This is a genomic window from Variovorax sp. FW305-3-2-15-B-LB1, from assembly GCF_058787635.1.
This window is the reverse complement of sequence record NZ_JBYSZY010000016.1, coordinates 45,096-60,580: the sequence shown is the minus strand read 5'-3', so window position 1 is coordinate 60,580 and position 15,485 is coordinate 45,096. Positions and strand designations below refer to the sequence as shown.

Below are 15,485 nucleotides of genomic sequence, written 5' to 3'. Positions count from 1 at the left end.
GGCAGCGGGTCAGGGCGCGCCGGTGCGCAGTGCGCGGCGGTACTGCACCGCCTCCGCCACATGCGCGGCCTGCACGGCGTCCTGCCCCGCGAGGTCGGCGATGGTGCGCGCCACCTTCAGCGCGCGGTGCGTGCTGCGCGCCGACCAGCCCAGCCGCGCGGCCGCCTGCTGCAGCAGCTGACGCGCGGGGCCGTCGAGCACGGCGTGCGTGTCGAGCGCGCGGCCCTGCAGCGCCTGGTTCGCATGGCCCTGGCGTTGCAGCGCGCGGTCGCGTGCGCCCACCACGCGCGCGCGGATGCTGTCGGTCGATTCGCCCGCCGGCGCATCGAGCAGCTGCGGCGCCGACACGGCCGCCACCTCGATGTGCAGGTCGATGCGGTCCAGCAGCGGGCCGCTGAGCTTGCCCTGGTAGCGCGCGATGCGCTCGGGCGTGCAGCGGCAGGGCTTCAGCGTGGAGCCGAGGTAGCCGCAGGGGCAGGGGTTCATCGCGGCGATGAGCTGGAAGCGCGCCGGAAACTCCGCGCGCCGGGCGGCGCGGGTGATCGTGATGGTGCCGGTCTCCAGCGGCTCGCGCAGGGCTTCGAGCGCGGCGCGCGTGAACTCGGGGAACTCGTCGAGAAACAGCACGCCGTGGTGCGCGCGCGAGATCTCGCCCGGCCGGGGCGGCGAGCCGCTGGTTGGTAACCTGCTATTTGAGAAAATTACCTCTTTATTTGAGAATTCCACGACGCAGCCGCATGAGCTCTCCGGAAAGCAAACCAGCCGTCAAGGCGATCAGCATTCAGACCCTATTGACTGTTCTTCCCGTCTTGTCGGGTGGCTTGTATGTCATTGGGATGACCTACCAGGAAGGCTACTTGGCCGGTTTCGGTGTTGAGGTCTCGTTGTTCGCCTTACCGACGGATCGCATCCTCTTCTTGGGCTTGACCTCGCTGATATCGTTTGGGATCCAGCCACTGGTCTACAGCGTTCTCGTCGTGCTGGCGCTGGTTTCGGCTGTCCTGATCGCGGCAGTCCTGTCGTCGCTGCCGGCCGTACAGCAACGACAAGCAAAGTTCACCCAATGGATCAACTCCAAGCGAGGGACAAACAAGGCCGCGCCTTCGATGATCGTTCTGATGGACAAGAGCGAGGTGCTCTATGGCTATGTCGTAGGGATACTGGCGATCACGTTTGCGCTCGTTTTGGCGGCGGTTTTCTCATCGAAGACGGGCAAGGAGCACGCCGAGATCGACATCAAAAAATGGAGCGATGGGCGGACGCGGATTTCGACCCTTGTGGTCGATGGCGAGCCTCCCTTGTCGGCCTTTCAGATCGCGTGTGGCGCGACTTACTGCGCTTTCTGGACTGGCAGTGAGGCGCGGTTGGTGCGACATGAACAAATCAAGCAATTGAAGTCACGCCCCCCTGCTGCGGCGAACCCGCCAGTGGCGCCCAAGGCCGGGGCGTAGAGCTTGACGATACTTTCTTAGGCCCTGCGGCGTGTTGGACAACTTGCCTGGATGGCGCGGCAGCGTTCGACTTCAATTGCATGGTCGTCGGAGTCGCGCCGTACACGCCGATGTCAGCTTCTGGATCGGCTTGAGGGCTTTGTCCGCGCGACGCTCGAAGAGCGGCACGCTGAGCAGGCTCGATCAGGTGTCAATATTCCAGTCGTTGCACATGTGCATCGTGTAGAGAAGTGACCCGAAGTACAGCAGCAGGCCAACGACGAACTTGATGCGGACTCCATCGAGGTTCTTGGCCTCCGATAGAGAGAGTGTTTCCAGCGTTTCGATCCCGGCCATCTCGCGCTTGTATTCGGCGTACAGCGCCTGCGACTCCGGAAGCTTGAACTCCTCCAACTCGTTCTGGCGGAGACCTTGCTCCAACTGTTGCTGCGCGACGATCAACTTGGGGCGCTCTTCGTCGTGGACTGCGACAAAATCCAGGACTGGACGGAGTGCGGCCTGCAAAAGCTTGTCCCGATTTTCTTGGGTGAACCGATCGCACAGCGTCAACAGGCCCAGTTGAAACCCCGCCGACCCCAGTACCAGGCGTTCCAAGCGTGCGTCGGGATCCTTCTTGTAGACGCGCTTTAGATCCAGCACCTCGTGGACGGCACGCTTCTGGATCTCCACTCGGTGGTTGCGCAAAGTGTCGAGCTCCTCTTCCACATACTTCAGGGCTGTGAATCGCGAGGAAAGCCTCATGGCGAATTGCCGTCCCAGATGTGGGGCGAATCCTCGGTAGAGGGACTCACAGAGCTCATCGAAGATGTGCCTAGTAGGGCGAACACTTTGGTCGTTGCTCAGGTTGTCGAAAAGATCGCGCAACCTGGCCATGCTTTGCCAAGCCGCTTCCGACAGACGGTCCTTGGAGGCTTTGACGTCGGAACGAACTGCATAGAGCAGCTTGCTGTATTTTCCGTGGTGAGTCGCGGCCAGGTTTCTCTCTTCGAGTTGCTGCATACGCTGCGCGATCCGTCGCTGGTCCTCCGCTGTTTTGCGACTCACCACTATTGCGCGCAGCGCGATGATCGCACCGACGATCGAAATGAAGAGGCTGAGGGTTTCGTATTCTGTCATGCGGGTGATGGGGACTGTGCGTCGAATTTACTCTCGCCTCTGTGTCATCGGGCCGGAAACGCTTGCGTCGCGCATTCCAGTCGTCGTGAGCAGTCTGTTCGCCCACGTGACCTGGCCATCCGACGTCCGTGTACCCTCCGTGGATCTATTCCGATGAAGGTAGACGCTGCGGTACCCGGGATGACTCTGCGTTCGAAGGCAACTGCAGTCTTCGATAATCTTCGGCCTACCCGTTCACATGGAGATGTCCATCAGAATGGGGGATGCTCTTCAAGCCATATCCCGGAACCCGCAAGGAATTGGATCTCCTCACGGGCATCGCTCCGATCTTCCGAATCGATCTGGAGAGCGGCAAAACAAGTCTGATTGGGACGGGTTTCTGGGTGACTGATGTAGGTCACCTGGTGACGGCATGGCATGTCGTGGAAGAGAACATTGGTCAGGATGGGATGGATCGCGGCCCTATCTTCGCCGTTCAGACTTTTTCGGATCGAAGCATCGCAGTTCGCAACTTCAGCAAATCGGACAAGCATCCGGGGTTTGACCTAGCCCTGAGTGAAACAGTAGCAGCTCCCCCAGCGGCAGAGCGACCAACCTTGCCCATCGCAATGTCACTGGATGAATTGAGCATTGGCGAGCCGGTATTCAGTTTTGCCGTGTTGGCAGACGATCAAGCCTTTGAGAACGAGACGTTGTCAGGAGTGACCACCGCCCGGTTTGCCGGAGAGCTATTCACCGACGGATTGACTGCAGCTGCGTCAGTGAGATTCGCGGTTCGACTGAGCTTTGGCCATGTGTCTGAAATCTTCGAGGTCATGAGGGACCGAGTCATGCTGCCGTTCCCCTGCGTTCAGACGAACGTGCCTATCTATGGTGGCAACAGTGGAGGGCCGTTGTTCGACGTCCGAGGCAGAATCTGCGCAGTTCATTGCACCAGTTTTGGGGGCAACGATATTGCGTTCCATGTACCCATACAGGGGGTACTTCACCTGCGAACGCGCGCAGTGTCGCTTGGCATTGAGGACTCGGTGAGAAAGCAACGCTCTATTATTGAGTTGGCCATCGCACGGAAAGTCTTGTTCGATCCGCCGATGCTCGACGCAGACAGATTCGGGCGCTCAGTTCTACGCTGGCTCTGGTATGCGGCAAAGTGCCTCGCCAGAAGAGAACGTCCCTCCATGAATGTTCACTTTGCTACTGCCAGGGACAAGGTAGAGCAGAAGGAAAAAATGGATAGCAAGTAGATGGGCCCTTGCCCCAAGCAGCATCTGAAACGCACCATGTCCCGCCAATACCTCGACGTCCCCTACCGCTCCAAAGATGCCGCGAAAGCCCTCGGCGCGCGCTTCGATGGCACGGTGAAGCGCTGGTACGTCGAGGCCGGGGTGGACTTGGTCGCGTTCAGTGCTTGGCTGCCTGCGAGTACCGCACCAACTGGTGACTCCACGGACGTCGCGCTCGCAGATGCGGCATCTACCAGCATGGCCACCGTCAAGAAGGGCATCCCGCTTTCCCGCCTGCTCAACGGCGTCGCTGCTGCAGTGGCGCAGGCCTTCGCCAGCGGCGTCTGGACACTGGTAGAGGTCAACGAAGCCAGCGTGCGAAATGGCCACGTCTACCTGGAGCTCTCCGAACGAGACAGCGCCGGCCAGCCGATCGCCAGGGCGCGGGCCATGATCTGGGCTGGTACGGCTTCCCGGATCCTTCCCGACTTTGAGAAGGCCACGGGTGCTGTGATCGGTGCCGGCATCAAGCTGCTGGTGCGAGCGAGGCCCGCCTTCAAGGCACAGTACGGCTTCAGCCTCGAGATCGATGCCATTGACTCGGAGTACACCCTTGGTGACCTCGAGGCTCGCAAGAAAGAGATCCGGACTCGACTACAGCAGGAAGGAGTGTTTGACCGTAATCGTCGGCTCTCGTCGCCCTGGGACTACCGGGTCGTCCTCGTCGTCGCACCGCAGGAAGCGGCCGGCTTGGGAGACTTCAGGAAGGAAGCAGAGCGATTGGAACAGTTCGGCATCTGCCGCTTCGTCTATGCCCACAGCCGTTTCCAGGGAGAGGGAGCGGCACGCGAGGTGGTAGCGGCTGCATCGGCCGCGCTGCGTGATCTGGGAGACGCAGAAGGCCCAGACGCGATCGTCATCATTCGCGGTGGCGGCGCAGTGAACGACCTCGCATGGCTGAATGACTACGAGCTCGCCCGCTTCATCTGCGATCAGGACATTCCGGTCCTCACCGGCATCGGCCATGAGCGCGACAGCACATTGCCCGATGAGGTGGCCCACACCCGCTTCGATACACCCAGCAAGGTCATCGGAGGTATTGAGCAGCAGATCTCTCGCCGTGTGCGCGAAGTTCGTACCGCTTGGGATGAGATTCTTGTCACAGGCATGCAAGCTGTTCGCACCGTCCGGCTCGCCATAGAGCGCAGCGAAACGGAAATCAGGGGCGATGCCCGTGAGCATCTGGCTCGCGCGAAGCAGGAAAGTACGGCCATAGTGAACACGATTGCCGTTGGCGCGGTGCGACGCGTCCATGATGCCTCCCGCCAAAGTCTGGCGTTACTGAACGAGGTGCGTGCAGATGCGATGCAGACGGTCGGAACAGCCAAGCAGGAGGTACCGGTCTTGATGACTGCCATCCGTATCGATGCGCTCTCTAACGTTGGCGAGGCGAGGTCTGCCACAGGCCTTGCCTTCAACACCGTCGTCGATCGCACGGCAGCGGCTACGCGGACGGTGGGGCAGGCTCTGGATAACCGCCTGCAGCGGGTGGCGGAACGCGCTGCAGGTGTTGTGCAACTGGCCCGCGGCAGCACTCAGGCGTTGATGCGTGAGGTAACAGGGCAAGGTCCCGGCAAAACGCTGACACGTGGCTTCGCGATCGTTCGCAACGATGAGGGAAGACCGGTGACCTCCAGCGAGCAAGCCCAGATTTCACCGACGCTCAATATTCAGTTCAGGGACGGGTTGACCGAAGTGCGAACTGTCCCTGCCAGAGAAAGGAAATGACGATGGCCCAAGGAAGCTTCAGAGATGCCTACGGGATCCTTCAGAAGCACGCGGAGACCCTGCGTGAACAGGACGAACCCAACATTGATGACCTGCTGACGATCGTCACCGAATCAGTCGATGCATACAAGGTGTGCAAGGAACGCATTGATGCGGTGGAGGCGGCGCTTAAGGCCGCGTTGGACGGGGCCGGTGTTGGAACAACGACGCCAGGCAGCGCCGCGCCCGACAGGGCTGCGGATGCGCCCGCGACGAGGGCGCCTTCCAGCGCTCGTACGAGGCAAGCGGCTCCTCCCGCAGCCATCGACTCCGGCGATGACGACATACCGTTCTAACGATAGCAGAGAAGACTGGCGACACGCTTGCAACTAGAAACCTGGCGGTTTGTGTCGTAGCGCTGTCGGGTCCCTGTCGTGTTGCCGTCGAGACTTGCTTCGGATACTTCAGATCATCGAAACCACCGGAGCAGACCTCCATGAAAACGACTGCTGAATCGCATCCGGACCAACCGACGGCCGAAGCCGCCAACGAGCCGCACGTCATTTCCCCCTCCCAGCTGGCCCTTATGGTTGTGATCATGCGGCAAGGGCGCAAGTGGTCTCAGGAACAGCTGGCCGAAATCACCGGTCTTACAGCTCGCACGATTCAACGCGTCGAGCGAGGGGAGCCGTCCAGTGTCGATACGCGTCGCGCGCTTGCCCGCGCATTCGAGGCCAATGACATTGACTGCTTCAACAAGCCGCATAAGCCGATCACCGCTGCGGAAGTACAGGCTGCAAAGGATAAATTTGAGCGGGAACACATCACCCTCTCCGTGCAGCCCGCGACTGGACGACGGCTTGTAGAACTTGCGGAGTCCGTAAGCGCAGACATGTTCGATGCGGCTGCCGACCTTCCGCAGGAAGCTGCGCAAGTGTCTGCCGCACTGACTGACTACTGGCGAGACTACCGCGAGGCGAAGGAGCTTTTCACGGAGGTAGACAAGCTGGAGGTTTGCAACGAATTTCAATCCAGGCTCGATGAACTCGAGCGGATGAAATTCGCACTGCGCCTTGCCGAGCGTGTGGTGTATATCCAGTCTGCAGGCGACCGGGGTGCCAAGCCCATTCGCTGCGGAGTCGGCTACATCTTTGCCTTTCCTCTTGGAAAGGAGCCCGATGAGATCGTCACTGCGCGGGTGGTCGAGTTCAACTTCTAAGACCGTCGGTATCGCCCCATGGAGCAGCCATCGAGATCTCAGGAAGTCGTAAGGCAGAGCGAGTTTTTCTTGACGGTGGTGACGGAGCTTTCCTCTGAGGAGCGCTTGACTCCTTAGAGCCGACGAGAAGGTGAATTGCACCGTGAAAGGCTGCCGACACTGAGCATTTCACCTGAACGCGGTACGCTGCCAACCGCTCTCTCGAGAGCTCAGAGTTGAGCTAGTTCTTTTTGCTGATCATCGAGATTTTGATGAGGTATTAAGCACTCAACAGCGTCGCTGAACCTTGCGCGTTTGAAGCGTGTTCATGCATTCTGTCCGCATGGTCACCCGAACAATCCAAGGCAGCCCGGTCAATGTGACCGGTGTCGACCCGTATGACGTCGAGTATGAAAGCTATCTCGAAGAATGTTTTCTCGACCTCGTGCGGTTTGATCTCCGGGTCGAGGACTTCTGCCGATGGCAAGAAGAGATCGTCTGGTACGACGACAACAAGAAGCGCCGAACGTACACGCCCGATTTCATCGTTCGCTACAAAAAGGTCACCGGCAAGGCGGCCCTCAAAACGGAGGTGATCGAGATCAAGCCTGACTTCGACGAGGATGACCCACGCCCCGTCGCACGCCTTCCGCGCAAGGACAAGGACAACCCTCGCGAGAACGAGCTCAAGTGGCAGGCTGCGGACAGGCTGTGCAAAAGCAGAGGCCTTCGCTTCCTGGTGAAGCGGGAATCGGAGATTTGCACGCCCTACCTGACCAACGCCAGATTTCTCACGGCCTATCTGGAGCGAATTCAGGATGACAGCCGCTCGGAGGCAATCCTTGCTGCGCTCGAGCCAGGCGTGCGCATTCCGATGGGCGATCTTGTCGCGCGTCTTGGCAAGAATCCGGACGAGCGACTCGCCTATCTCCCTCTTGTCTACCGGTTGATCGCGACCCGCCGTCTGGAGGTGGATCTGACGCAGGTGTTGCAGAACTCCAGCCTGATCGGGTTGCCGCGGTGACCGCAAGAACCTATTCGCTGTCACTCGAGCCAGGACGTGGCGTTTCGTGGAATGGCCGCAACTGGCGCATCGTGGATGCCAGGGACGGCGATCAGCTGCTGTGCGTCCCCCTCGGAGGTGGTTCACGAAAATTCCTGCCGGTGCAGGAAGTCGGGCCATTGCTCGAGGCCGATCCCGCCGTGCCGCTCGACCTTGCCGATGCCGCCGATCCACGCGGTGTCGCGGAACCTGGTGCTCCGCGGGCCGCCAGCAAATGGCAAAAGCACATGCAAGGACGCCGGCTCAGGGAGCTTCCCCACGAGTCGCAGATGAGTCCTCATGAGCGGTTCGAACACGAGCAGGATGTCGAAACCTTCCACAAGTGCAAGGAGATCCTCAAGGAGACGGACAGGCGCGTGCGCAGGCTTCGCACGCTCATGCTGGCCGAGGAGCTCGGAGTCAGTGCCTCGACAGCCTACCGGCGCGTCGAAGCTGTACGGCGATACGACAGCACCAACGGACTGGCGAGGGCTGTGCGCAATGACGCGGGCGATCAGCGACATCCTGAGGAAGCCATGCAGATGCTCAGGGACGCCTTGGCAAAGCACCGGTTCATTGCCTTGCGCAAGACTGTGCCGCACATCAAGACCCTTCTGGACGGCCAGCTCAAGGCCAAGGGCTTCTCACCCATGTCCAAGAAGTTGATCTATCGCGAGATCGCGAAGACGTCGCGCCGGGATCAGTTGCAGTCCGAGGGACGTCTCGAGCAGCTGAGAGATGAGTACCGCCTGAAGGTCGGCTCCCTGCCGTGCACGGACTATCCGCTGTCCACGATCCAGGTAGACCATTCACCCGTCCAGCTGTGTCTGGTCGATTCAGAAGAACGGCTGCCCATCGGGGATGCCTGGCTCACGCTGGTTGTTGATTGCTTCAGCCGGATGATCCTGGGATTCTTCATTTCGCTGAATGCGCCGTCGACGCTGAACTATGGCCTTGCCCTGGCACATGCATTCCTGCCGAAGGACAAGTATCTGCAGAAGAAGAACGTGAAGGGCAGATGGCCATGCTGGGGCATTCCGGACGTCATCCTTGTCGACAACGCGGCCGAACTGAATGGGCACATGATCCAGCGAGCGCGCAGGCGCTACAAGTTCAAGATCCGTCGCCGTCCTGTCGGGCAGCCTCAGTTCGGCGGACACGTCGAGTCCGTTTTCAGCACGTTCATGGACTGGATCACGACATTGGACGGGACGAAGTTCTCAAACCCCAGGGACCGGGCCGAATACGACTCGGAGGGACGCGCCATTCTCACGATCGATGAGTTCGAGGCGCTGTTTACTGACTTCATCGTCAACGAGTATCACCTCAGGGAGCACTCCGGCGTGGGTATGAACCGGCGCTGCCCGTTGCAGCGCTGGGACGCAGGCATCCATGATGGTGACGTCATGCCCGCGCGCGGCCTTCCGGAGGTCCCTTCGGATCCCGAGGAGCTGCGGATCTCGCTCATGCCTGTACTCGAGCAGCGAGTGGTCAAGCAGGGGTTCATGCGTGCTTTCAGCCAGAAGTTCTTCAGTCACGAACTCGCGTCGCTCAGCGACAAGCTCGATGCGAGGTCGACTGCCGCAGGGCGGAAGTTCGATCTGCGCTACGACCCCAGAGATGTTCTGTCCAAGGTGTGGCTCGATCAGGGACAAGATCGCAGTTTCATGACTCTCCCGAACGCTGACCGCACTCAATCGCCTCTCTCGCTGTGGGAGCACAAGGCCCAGCGCAAGCGTCTGGGGCGTCCCGCTGCGATCTATGACGATCAACGCAGCCAGCGCGCACAGCGTGCCGAGGAGCAAATGGCCAGTGCGGCGGAGAAGACCAAACGGGCCAGGCATCTGCGCAAGGAAAAGGAAAAGCGCGCGCGCGGCGAGATGCATCGTGCGGGGCCTGCACCGAAGCCGTCGGCGAGCCCGCGTGCGCCAGGCGGTCTTCAGCCTCGGACGCCGGAACAGAAAGCGGCGCTTCTCAGCCGGCTGCCGCCGGCGGTCTGACCTGGCTCGGTTTTCACCGCTACCCATTCTCTCGATCACCTGGAGCACCTTCATGACCCTCGCGACAGCTTCCCAGAATCGCTCTTTGAAATACCCGCATCTTGGCGAAGATTACGCAGTGGTGGCGGACCTCAGCGATGAGGAAAGACTGACCTTCATCTCGCGTGATCGCTTCATTTCTTTCCACCAATCCACCGAGATCCTGAAAGCGATGAATCGCCTGTATCGGCAAGAAGATGCCATCCGGCCCAGCGGCATGCTGCTCGTGGGCGAGTCCTTGATCGGCAAGTCGTTCCTGATCGATCAATTCATGAAGGAGCATCCCGCGCAGGACAACACTGAGGGGGATGCGGCCATCGTTCCCGTCGTGCACATCACTGTCGCCGGACGCGCCCGCGTGGACATCTATCGGGAGATCATGGGTTCGCTCAACTGCCGGCCAGCCGCGACGGCCAAGCCGGACGCAGTGCGCGTGGACTGCATCGACCTGATGAAGGATGTGGGCATGCGGGCCTTGATCATCGAGGAATTCCAGGATCTGCTGGTCGGCACTCCCACGGAGCAGGACGTAGCACTCAATCATGTCAAGTACATCATGGGCGAGACCCGCAGACCCATCATTGCTTCCGGCGTCGAGAAAGCGGTCAATGCAGTCGTCAAAAGCACACAGCTCAAGAGTCGATTGAGGGTGAAGCGTCTCTATCGTTTCGGGCTGAACGAGGAATACCAAGACGCTCTGGCGATGTGGGAGCAGACCCTGCCCTTGCGCAAAGCATCCAATCTCGACGATGCTTCCCTTGCGCAGGACATCCATGAACGAAGCGATGGCGTGACGGGCCGCATCTCGGACCTCGTGAAGATGGCCGCCGAATTGGCGATCGAAGACAAGTCGGAGTGCATCACGATCAAGACCCTGGCTCGTGCGGAGGAGGCGCTTGGGTCGATTGCTGCCGAAAGCGATTGACTCGTACCCATCATGCTCGCGTACGGCCTCAGTGGCGAAGTCCTGCCGGTGCACCCGCGAAGCAGGCCCGGTGAACTGCTGAGTTCGTGGATCGTACGATTGGCGCGGGCCAATCGGATCAAGGTCCATGCATTGTGCGCGCGCATCGGGGGGAACATGGCGCCCGTCTGGAACCGGGACGTCGATCGCATGGCGCCGCCCTGGCTGATCGAGCGCCTAGCCCTTCTGACGGGAAGGCCCGTGGCAGAGATCTATGAGACTACGCTGGCCGACCTCGCGGACAAGATCGACACCGATCATCATCCCAACGGGAACTCCACCTGGCTCCTCCCACTTGGGATCTGGCACCGTCAGCGACTGAAGTTCGGCCTTCAGTTCTGCCCGATCTGCCTGCGCATGGACGAAGAGCCCTACATTCGCAGGTCATGGCGTCTGGCGTTCTACACGGAATGCGAGCACCACCACACCTTGCTGGTGGACCGCTGTACGTCATGTGGCAAGCCGCATGCCTACTTTCGCGGCGAGCTCGGTGATCGCAACGCCGTGAGGGCTCCTTCCATGGCCAGCTGCACCCATTGTGGGTACGACCTTGGCTTCGCGCCGGTCGACCGCTTCGAGTGGCCCGACTGGCAAACGAGCGTTGCGGTGCGGACCTTGCAGTTCATGAACGATTTCGGATGGGCCACGCTCGAAAGCAAGACCTACGAGAAATCCGCCGACATCCTGCTGGTGCTGCGCCAAGTGATCCGCATCCTCTCCAGTTCGACAAAGGACGGCCAGCTCTACGACGCCGTCGCCGACCAGATCTGGCCCCAGGGCTACCATGTCCTTGGAAACCGTGGAGCATCCTACGAGACACGAGGCGTGGTCGAGCGTCACCGCCTGTTTGGCATGGCTGTCTGGCTGCTACAAGAGTGGCCGCAGCGATTCGAGATGTGTGTCCGCATCGCGGATGTGCGTCGCTCGTACTTTCTCAGCGGTATCGGTGGACTGCCGCCATGGTTCGTCTCTCAGGTTCGCGGCAATTGATGCTTGCTCCCGACGTCGGTGAATCGCGTTTAGTCACGCGATCCGGATGGCCGTTTCCTTGAACGGTGAACGTTGCGGCCGGCTGGCAATGCAGCTCAGGCGAAACAGCCACGGGACCCGCGGAGGGGTTCGTCGCCAGCCGTAGCGCCACCGGCACGAAGATCGACACGCCGCTGATCGAAACACCTCAATCGATCTCGGTCGTAGGGAAAAAGGAGATCGAGACGCGTCGGGCCCAAACCGTGAGTGACGTGCTGCGCTACACGCCCGGTATCGACGAGCGCTACGGTTCTTCCAGCCAGACTGATGACCTGTATTCGCGCGGCTTCCGTGCCAACCAGTATCTCAACAGGTTGCATCTGACGGACGGATCACAGGTCTACTGTTGTATAACCGCTCTCCAGATCGAAACGTACCTGTTTTATCGAAGCATCTGGTGCAGCCGAGCGCACCTGTGTGATCACCAGATCACGAGCGTTGCTGCTGGTCTTGGCGCCGATCAACACCTCTTTGACGGCTTCTACCGGAACATTGAACAGGTGAATGCTCTTGCCATCGACAGTCCGCACTTCGTCAGCGGTGGGTAGATACTTGATCATCCGCCACTCCTGCTCGTACGACCACGCCGTGGCCTTGGTGAAGAAGACCTCCTTTGGAATATCCAGCGTTCCGGCTTCCACATAAACCACGGGGGTGGTGTTGGTGTAGATGACATTCATCAGTTCCCCACACACCTTCGGTTCACCAGGCTTTGGCCGAAAGAAGTCGCTGTTCACATCGAGACCAACAGCGAAGCCCGAGTGGCTGCCTGCATAGTGTGCCCACATCAACTCGTTCAATGGATCTGCCGTCAGAGACAGCACCCCCACATTCCGATTGGTCACGCGCATAAACATGTCAAAAATATTGCGCGCGGTCACCCTTTCGTCAAAGCCGCGCATATGCGCCTCGGCGGCGGCGATGAGGCCGGCCCAAACCTGTGCGGGAGTCTTGTCTGGGTTTGCAATCTGATTTCGCCAGTAGGCGCTCTCAAGGTTTCTGATAACAATGTTTTGCGCGTATGCGTCGGGGTCTCGGAGCCGAATGTCGGGGACGAGCTCACGAGGATCGTTTAAGTCCTCTGCCGGTGTAAGCCTGAACTTGAAATTGTCGAAGAACCGATCTCCCGGCATGTATTTGTAAACCAACATCTTTTTGCCCCTCCTTCGATGAGCATAGCTTGCAGTCGCCTCAAAGTCGACCTGCGACGGGCGTGGTAAGGGTCGGAGGCCCCCTTACCGCCCACGCTACTTCAACCACTTGGCGAGCCAGCTTGCGAAGGAACGCGTAACTTGTGGCGCCCGAGACGACGGGGGCGCTAGGGAGGCGGAGGGTATAGCCGGGCTCGAGGGCGTTGCGGGCTGCGACTGTCCGTAGTATCTGTCCCTGGCCGCCTTTTCGCGCTGGTGAGCAGCGCGGATCTGGGCGGGGCTCCACGGTTCGCCTTCCAGTACCTTGTTCCTCCTGATCACATAGTGCGACTGGCAAGGAAGATTCCAGTTACCCACGGAAGGCCACAACGAAATGGCCTCGCCATCGAAGTTCAATTCCCAGTGCGTTGGCGAAAGCTGGGTGACGACCTCAAGCCCGCATCCGCAGCAGCAGCCGTGGACGACAGTTGCGTACTCCATGGAGACGTAGAGCACGCCGGGCTCCAGTTCGCGCGGAACTCCCTTGACGAACCGCGGCTCAAGCTCGGTGTGCTTCAGCATGCCGACTTCCCGTTCAACAGCATGTTGCCGTCGGTGGTGTAGGAGCAGTGCAGCTCTCCTTCCAGATCACGATAGAAGCCGCGCAGCTTCTTCCACTTGATGACCGCGAGTGCCGCATTGAGCATGTTGAGGTCGGCCACCTGGATGTTCGAGGCGTAGACATCGTTGACGCCGTCGGCGGCGAAGGAAACACGCTCCCTGAAGTGCTCGCGTTGGCCCGGTACGCTGGTCGTCACCCGCAGGATGCCGCCGAGCGTGCCGTCGACAAGCTCCAGACCCATGCCGACGTCGATGAACGGGATGTCGAGCTGCTCCAGCTTTTCCACGACGACGCGCTTGCCGTCACCCGCATCCATGCAGATGAACGCGAAGGTGATGCCATCCAGCAGGTGTGTATTGGCCTCGCTGATCATCACCCGGTTGGGGAAAATGAATCGGTGCATCCGCGAGTAAATTTCGGTGAAGTAGTCCACCTTTTTGATCACCTCCCGCATCTTCTCGATCGACGGAGCCCCTGGCGCCCGAAAGGCATTGTGCTGCTGGAGATCATCGCCATCGATCAGCCTAACCTCGCGCACGGGGCATTTCGCGACGAGATCGAGGATGTACGAGCCCGTGCCGCCAACCCCCACGATCGCGACGCGCTCTGGCATCAGTCGCGCGGTCAGCGTGGTGATGCCAGAGCGCCCTGACGCGTTCTCCACATAGTGGAAGACCGAATCTTCCTCGGCATCCGGCGTGCGAAAGACCCGCGGCGTCAGCTCGGGGTTCAGCACCGCGGCGGGGCCTGACAGGATCGTGGCGTAGGTCGACATCTTCTGAAAGTAGTTGTCGTAGCCTTGCGGGCCGGGCTTGCTCGACAGCATGTGCTGTTGCACCCCAGCCCCAGCGGAGTTGCCGATGCCGCGGATCGGCGTGCCGTCGGCATCGCAGGGGAATTCCCCTTCGAAGATGACCGTATGGGGCTCCGGCTTCTGCGTGACGTCGCCTGTCAGGCAGAGGCTGGAAGTGAGCGTGCCGAGCTTCACTTCCCTGCGCGAATTCACGTAGGGCACTTCGCGCATCACGAGGGAACCCCCCATTACCTCGACGAAGTAGCCCTCGTCGCGCAGGCGCTTGAGGTCGGCGTTACGACTGAACAGTGCGGTTGACATTGATGATGCTCCCGTTCTTGACGAGGATGAAGCCACCGGCAGCCAGTTCGCCGCTGTGGGGGATCGAGGCGACACGGCGGTAGGTGATGGAGTACCGCACCTCCGGAGTCGGTGCTTCGTTGGGGAAGGCGATGGCAACCAACTGCTCGAAGGTCTGGCGCCGCTCGTCCACCTGAACTTCGTGGCCGTTCACGACGATGTCGAACTTGGGCTTCGCGGCCGTGATGAAGTGCTCCACCCCCGGCGCGGCCAGATCGACCACCTCATCGCGTTCGATCAGCCGGTCCTCGCCGCCGCGGACCTCCAGAAACACGGCTTCGCCTGCAGCCGGCTGCGCGAGCTCGTAGAGCACGGCGCCGGGGATCGCGGGCTTGCCCCACTCGGCCTGGCGACCTTGGACGGTGAACTTGAAGTCCCGGTCCGTCTGGAATGCAACGAACTTGGCGCCGGCGCGGCCGCGCAGATCGAATGCTTCATCCAGTCGGATGTCTTCGAACTCACCGGACTCGAGGATAGCGAACAGGCTGTAGTCAAGGTGAGGGTTCAGGCCGCCGGCAACGAGGACCTGTCGTCCCAGCGGAACGGGGTCGCCGATCTCCACCTCACGGAAGTTCAGGCCGTCCTGGGCGAACTGGAGGCGGAAGCCGCGGGCCCGGCGCTCTGCACCGGGGGCGTTGGAATCGTCTTCGGAGTACGACATATGTTTTCCTTCTGTCGAGATACAGGGCCAGCTGCCTGTCCAGCGATGACCAGAAAATCAGTAAAAACTAGTCAGTGAATGAATATTAAA

At 60.4% G+C, this 15,485-nt stretch carries 14 protein-coding genes and 2 pseudogenes; 10 read left to right on the top strand and 6 right to left on the bottom strand.

Annotated features, from left to right (window positions below):
- Positions 1-9: 9 nt before the first annotated feature.
- Positions 10-747: pseudogene (locus AC3WQR_RS12800) on the bottom strand (ATP-binding protein); the annotation flags it as partial.
- Here AC3WQR_RS12800 and AC3WQR_RS12795 point away from each other — a divergent pair.
- Positions 738-1,451, top strand: a complete 714-nt coding sequence (locus AC3WQR_RS12795) for a hypothetical protein (RefSeq protein ID WP_492742283.1) — start codon at positions 738-740, stop codon at positions 1,449-1,451. The pseudogene AC3WQR_RS12800 and the gene AC3WQR_RS12795 overlap by 10 nt on opposite strands.
- 183 nt (positions 1,452-1,634) lie before the next feature.
- Here AC3WQR_RS12795 and AC3WQR_RS12790 read toward each other — a convergent pair whose 3' ends face one another.
- Complete coding sequence (locus AC3WQR_RS12790; protein ID WP_492742282.1) at positions 1,635-2,567, bottom strand: hypothetical protein; 933 nt, start codon at positions 2,565-2,567, stop codon at positions 1,635-1,637.
- 263 nt (positions 2,568-2,830) lie between these two features.
- On the opposite strand from AC3WQR_RS12790, the gene AC3WQR_RS12785 reads away from it, so the two are divergent.
- The 9 genes and pseudogenes from AC3WQR_RS12785 to AC3WQR_RS12745 all read left to right on the top strand — a co-directional run.
- A complete protein-coding gene (locus tag AC3WQR_RS12785; protein ID WP_492742281.1) occupies positions 2,831-3,811 on the top strand; it encodes a S1 family peptidase in 981 nt (326 codons plus the stop codon).
- A 36-nt stretch (positions 3,812-3,847) separates the two neighbouring features.
- Complete coding sequence (xseA, locus tag AC3WQR_RS12780; protein ID WP_492742280.1) at positions 3,848-5,578, top strand: exodeoxyribonuclease VII large subunit; 1,731 nt, start codon at positions 3,848-3,850, stop codon at positions 5,576-5,578.
- Positions 5,579-5,580: 2 nt separating this feature from the next.
- Positions 5,581-5,913 (top strand): exodeoxyribonuclease VII small subunit, encoded by a 333-nt coding sequence (xseB, locus tag AC3WQR_RS12775; RefSeq protein WP_492742279.1) that lies wholly within the window; start codon positions 5,581-5,583, stop codon positions 5,911-5,913.
- Between the two features lie 140 nt (positions 5,914-6,053).
- On the top strand, positions 6,054-6,776 hold the full coding sequence (locus tag AC3WQR_RS12770; protein WP_492742278.1) for a helix-turn-helix domain-containing protein: 723 nt from the start codon (positions 6,054-6,056) through the stop codon (positions 6,774-6,776).
- Between the two features lie 307 nt (positions 6,777-7,083).
- Entirely contained in the window at positions 7,084-7,779 is a 696-nt protein-coding gene (locus tag AC3WQR_RS12765) for a TnsA endonuclease N-terminal domain-containing protein (protein ID WP_492742277.1), read from the top strand.
- A complete protein-coding gene (locus tag AC3WQR_RS12760) occupies positions 7,776-9,797 on the top strand; it encodes a TnsB C-terminal domain-containing protein (protein ID WP_492742276.1) in 2,022 nt (673 codons plus the stop codon). The genes AC3WQR_RS12765 and AC3WQR_RS12760 overlap by 4 nt, the downstream gene beginning before the upstream one ends.
- A 52-nt stretch (positions 9,798-9,849) precedes the next feature.
- A complete protein-coding gene (locus AC3WQR_RS12755; RefSeq protein ID WP_492742275.1) occupies positions 9,850-10,761 on the top strand; it encodes a TniB family NTP-binding protein in 912 nt (303 codons plus the stop codon).
- A 12-nt stretch (positions 10,762-10,773) separates the two neighbouring features.
- A complete protein-coding gene (locus tag AC3WQR_RS12750) occupies positions 10,774-11,790 on the top strand; it encodes a TniQ family protein (protein WP_492742274.1) in 1,017 nt (338 codons plus the stop codon).
- Between the two features lie 65 nt (positions 11,791-11,855).
- Positions 11,856-12,125, top strand: a pseudogene (locus AC3WQR_RS12745) (TonB-dependent receptor plug domain-containing protein); the annotation flags it as partial.
- Positions 12,126-12,161: 36 nt separating this feature from the next.
- On the opposite strand, the gene AC3WQR_RS12740 reads toward AC3WQR_RS12745, so the two are convergent.
- The 4 genes from AC3WQR_RS12740 to AC3WQR_RS12725 all read right to left on the bottom strand — a co-directional run bounded on the left by AC3WQR_RS12740 (position 12,162) and on the right by AC3WQR_RS12725 (position 15,395).
- On the bottom strand, positions 12,162-12,980 hold the full coding sequence (locus AC3WQR_RS12740) for a DUF2971 domain-containing protein (protein WP_492742273.1): 819 nt from the start codon (positions 12,978-12,980) through the stop codon (positions 12,162-12,164).
- 96 nt (positions 12,981-13,076) lie between these two features.
- Positions 13,077-13,541: a ubiquitination-like system serine protease family protein gene (locus tag AC3WQR_RS12735; protein ID WP_492742272.1), complete on the bottom strand. Its 465-nt coding sequence runs from the start codon at positions 13,539-13,541 to the stop codon at positions 13,077-13,079.
- The gene (locus tag AC3WQR_RS12730; protein WP_492742271.1) at positions 13,535-14,695 is read right to left on the bottom strand and encodes a ThiF family adenylyltransferase; all 1,161 of its coding nucleotides are present in this window, start codon (positions 14,693-14,695) and stop codon (positions 13,535-13,537) included. The genes AC3WQR_RS12735 and AC3WQR_RS12730 overlap by 7 nt, the downstream gene beginning before the upstream one ends.
- Positions 14,670-15,395 (bottom strand): multiubiquitin domain-containing protein, encoded by a 726-nt coding sequence (locus tag AC3WQR_RS12725; protein WP_492742270.1) that lies wholly within the window; start codon positions 15,393-15,395, stop codon positions 14,670-14,672. Before AC3WQR_RS12725 ends, AC3WQR_RS12730 begins: the two co-directional genes overlap by 26 nt.
- Positions 15,396-15,485: the final 90 nt, after the last annotated feature.

Excerpts from the sequence above, each read along its gene's own strand:
- AC3WQR_RS12795 (WP_492742283.1), top strand. The coding sequence starts at position 738 with ATGAGCTCTCCGGAAAGCAAACCAGCCGTCAAGGCGATCAGCATTCAG.
- AC3WQR_RS12790 (WP_492742282.1), bottom strand. The coding sequence starts at position 2,567 with ATGACAGAATACGAAACCCTCAGCCTCTTCATTTCGATCGTCGGTGCG.
- AC3WQR_RS12785 (WP_492742281.1), top strand. The coding sequence starts at position 2,831 with ATGCTCTTCAAGCCATATCCCGGAACCCGCAAGGAATTGGATCTCCTC.
- xseA (WP_492742280.1), top strand. The coding sequence starts at position 3,848 with ATGTCCCGCCAATACCTCGACGTCCCCTACCGCTCCAAAGATGCCGCG.
- xseB (WP_492742279.1), top strand. The coding sequence starts at position 5,581 with ATGGCCCAAGGAAGCTTCAGAGATGCCTACGGGATCCTTCAGAAGCAC.
- AC3WQR_RS12770 (WP_492742278.1), top strand. The coding sequence starts at position 6,054 with ATGAAAACGACTGCTGAATCGCATCCGGACCAACCGACGGCCGAAGCC.
- AC3WQR_RS12765 (WP_492742277.1), top strand. The coding sequence starts at position 7,084 with ATGCATTCTGTCCGCATGGTCACCCGAACAATCCAAGGCAGCCCGGTC.
- AC3WQR_RS12755 (WP_492742275.1), top strand. The coding sequence starts at position 9,850 with ATGACCCTCGCGACAGCTTCCCAGAATCGCTCTTTGAAATACCCGCAT.
- AC3WQR_RS12750 (WP_492742274.1), top strand. The coding sequence starts at position 10,774 with ATGCTCGCGTACGGCCTCAGTGGCGAAGTCCTGCCGGTGCACCCGCGA.
- AC3WQR_RS12740 (WP_492742273.1), bottom strand. The coding sequence starts at position 12,980 with ATGTTGGTTTACAAATACATGCCGGGAGATCGGTTCTTCGACAATTTC.
- AC3WQR_RS12735 (WP_492742272.1), bottom strand. The coding sequence starts at position 13,541 with ATGCTGAAGCACACCGAGCTTGAGCCGCGGTTCGTCAAGGGAGTTCCG.
- AC3WQR_RS12730 (WP_492742271.1), bottom strand. The coding sequence starts at position 14,695 with ATGTCAACCGCACTGTTCAGTCGTAACGCCGACCTCAAGCGCCTGCGC.
- AC3WQR_RS12725 (WP_492742270.1), bottom strand. The coding sequence starts at position 15,395 with ATGTCGTACTCCGAAGACGATTCCAACGCCCCCGGTGCAGAGCGCCGG.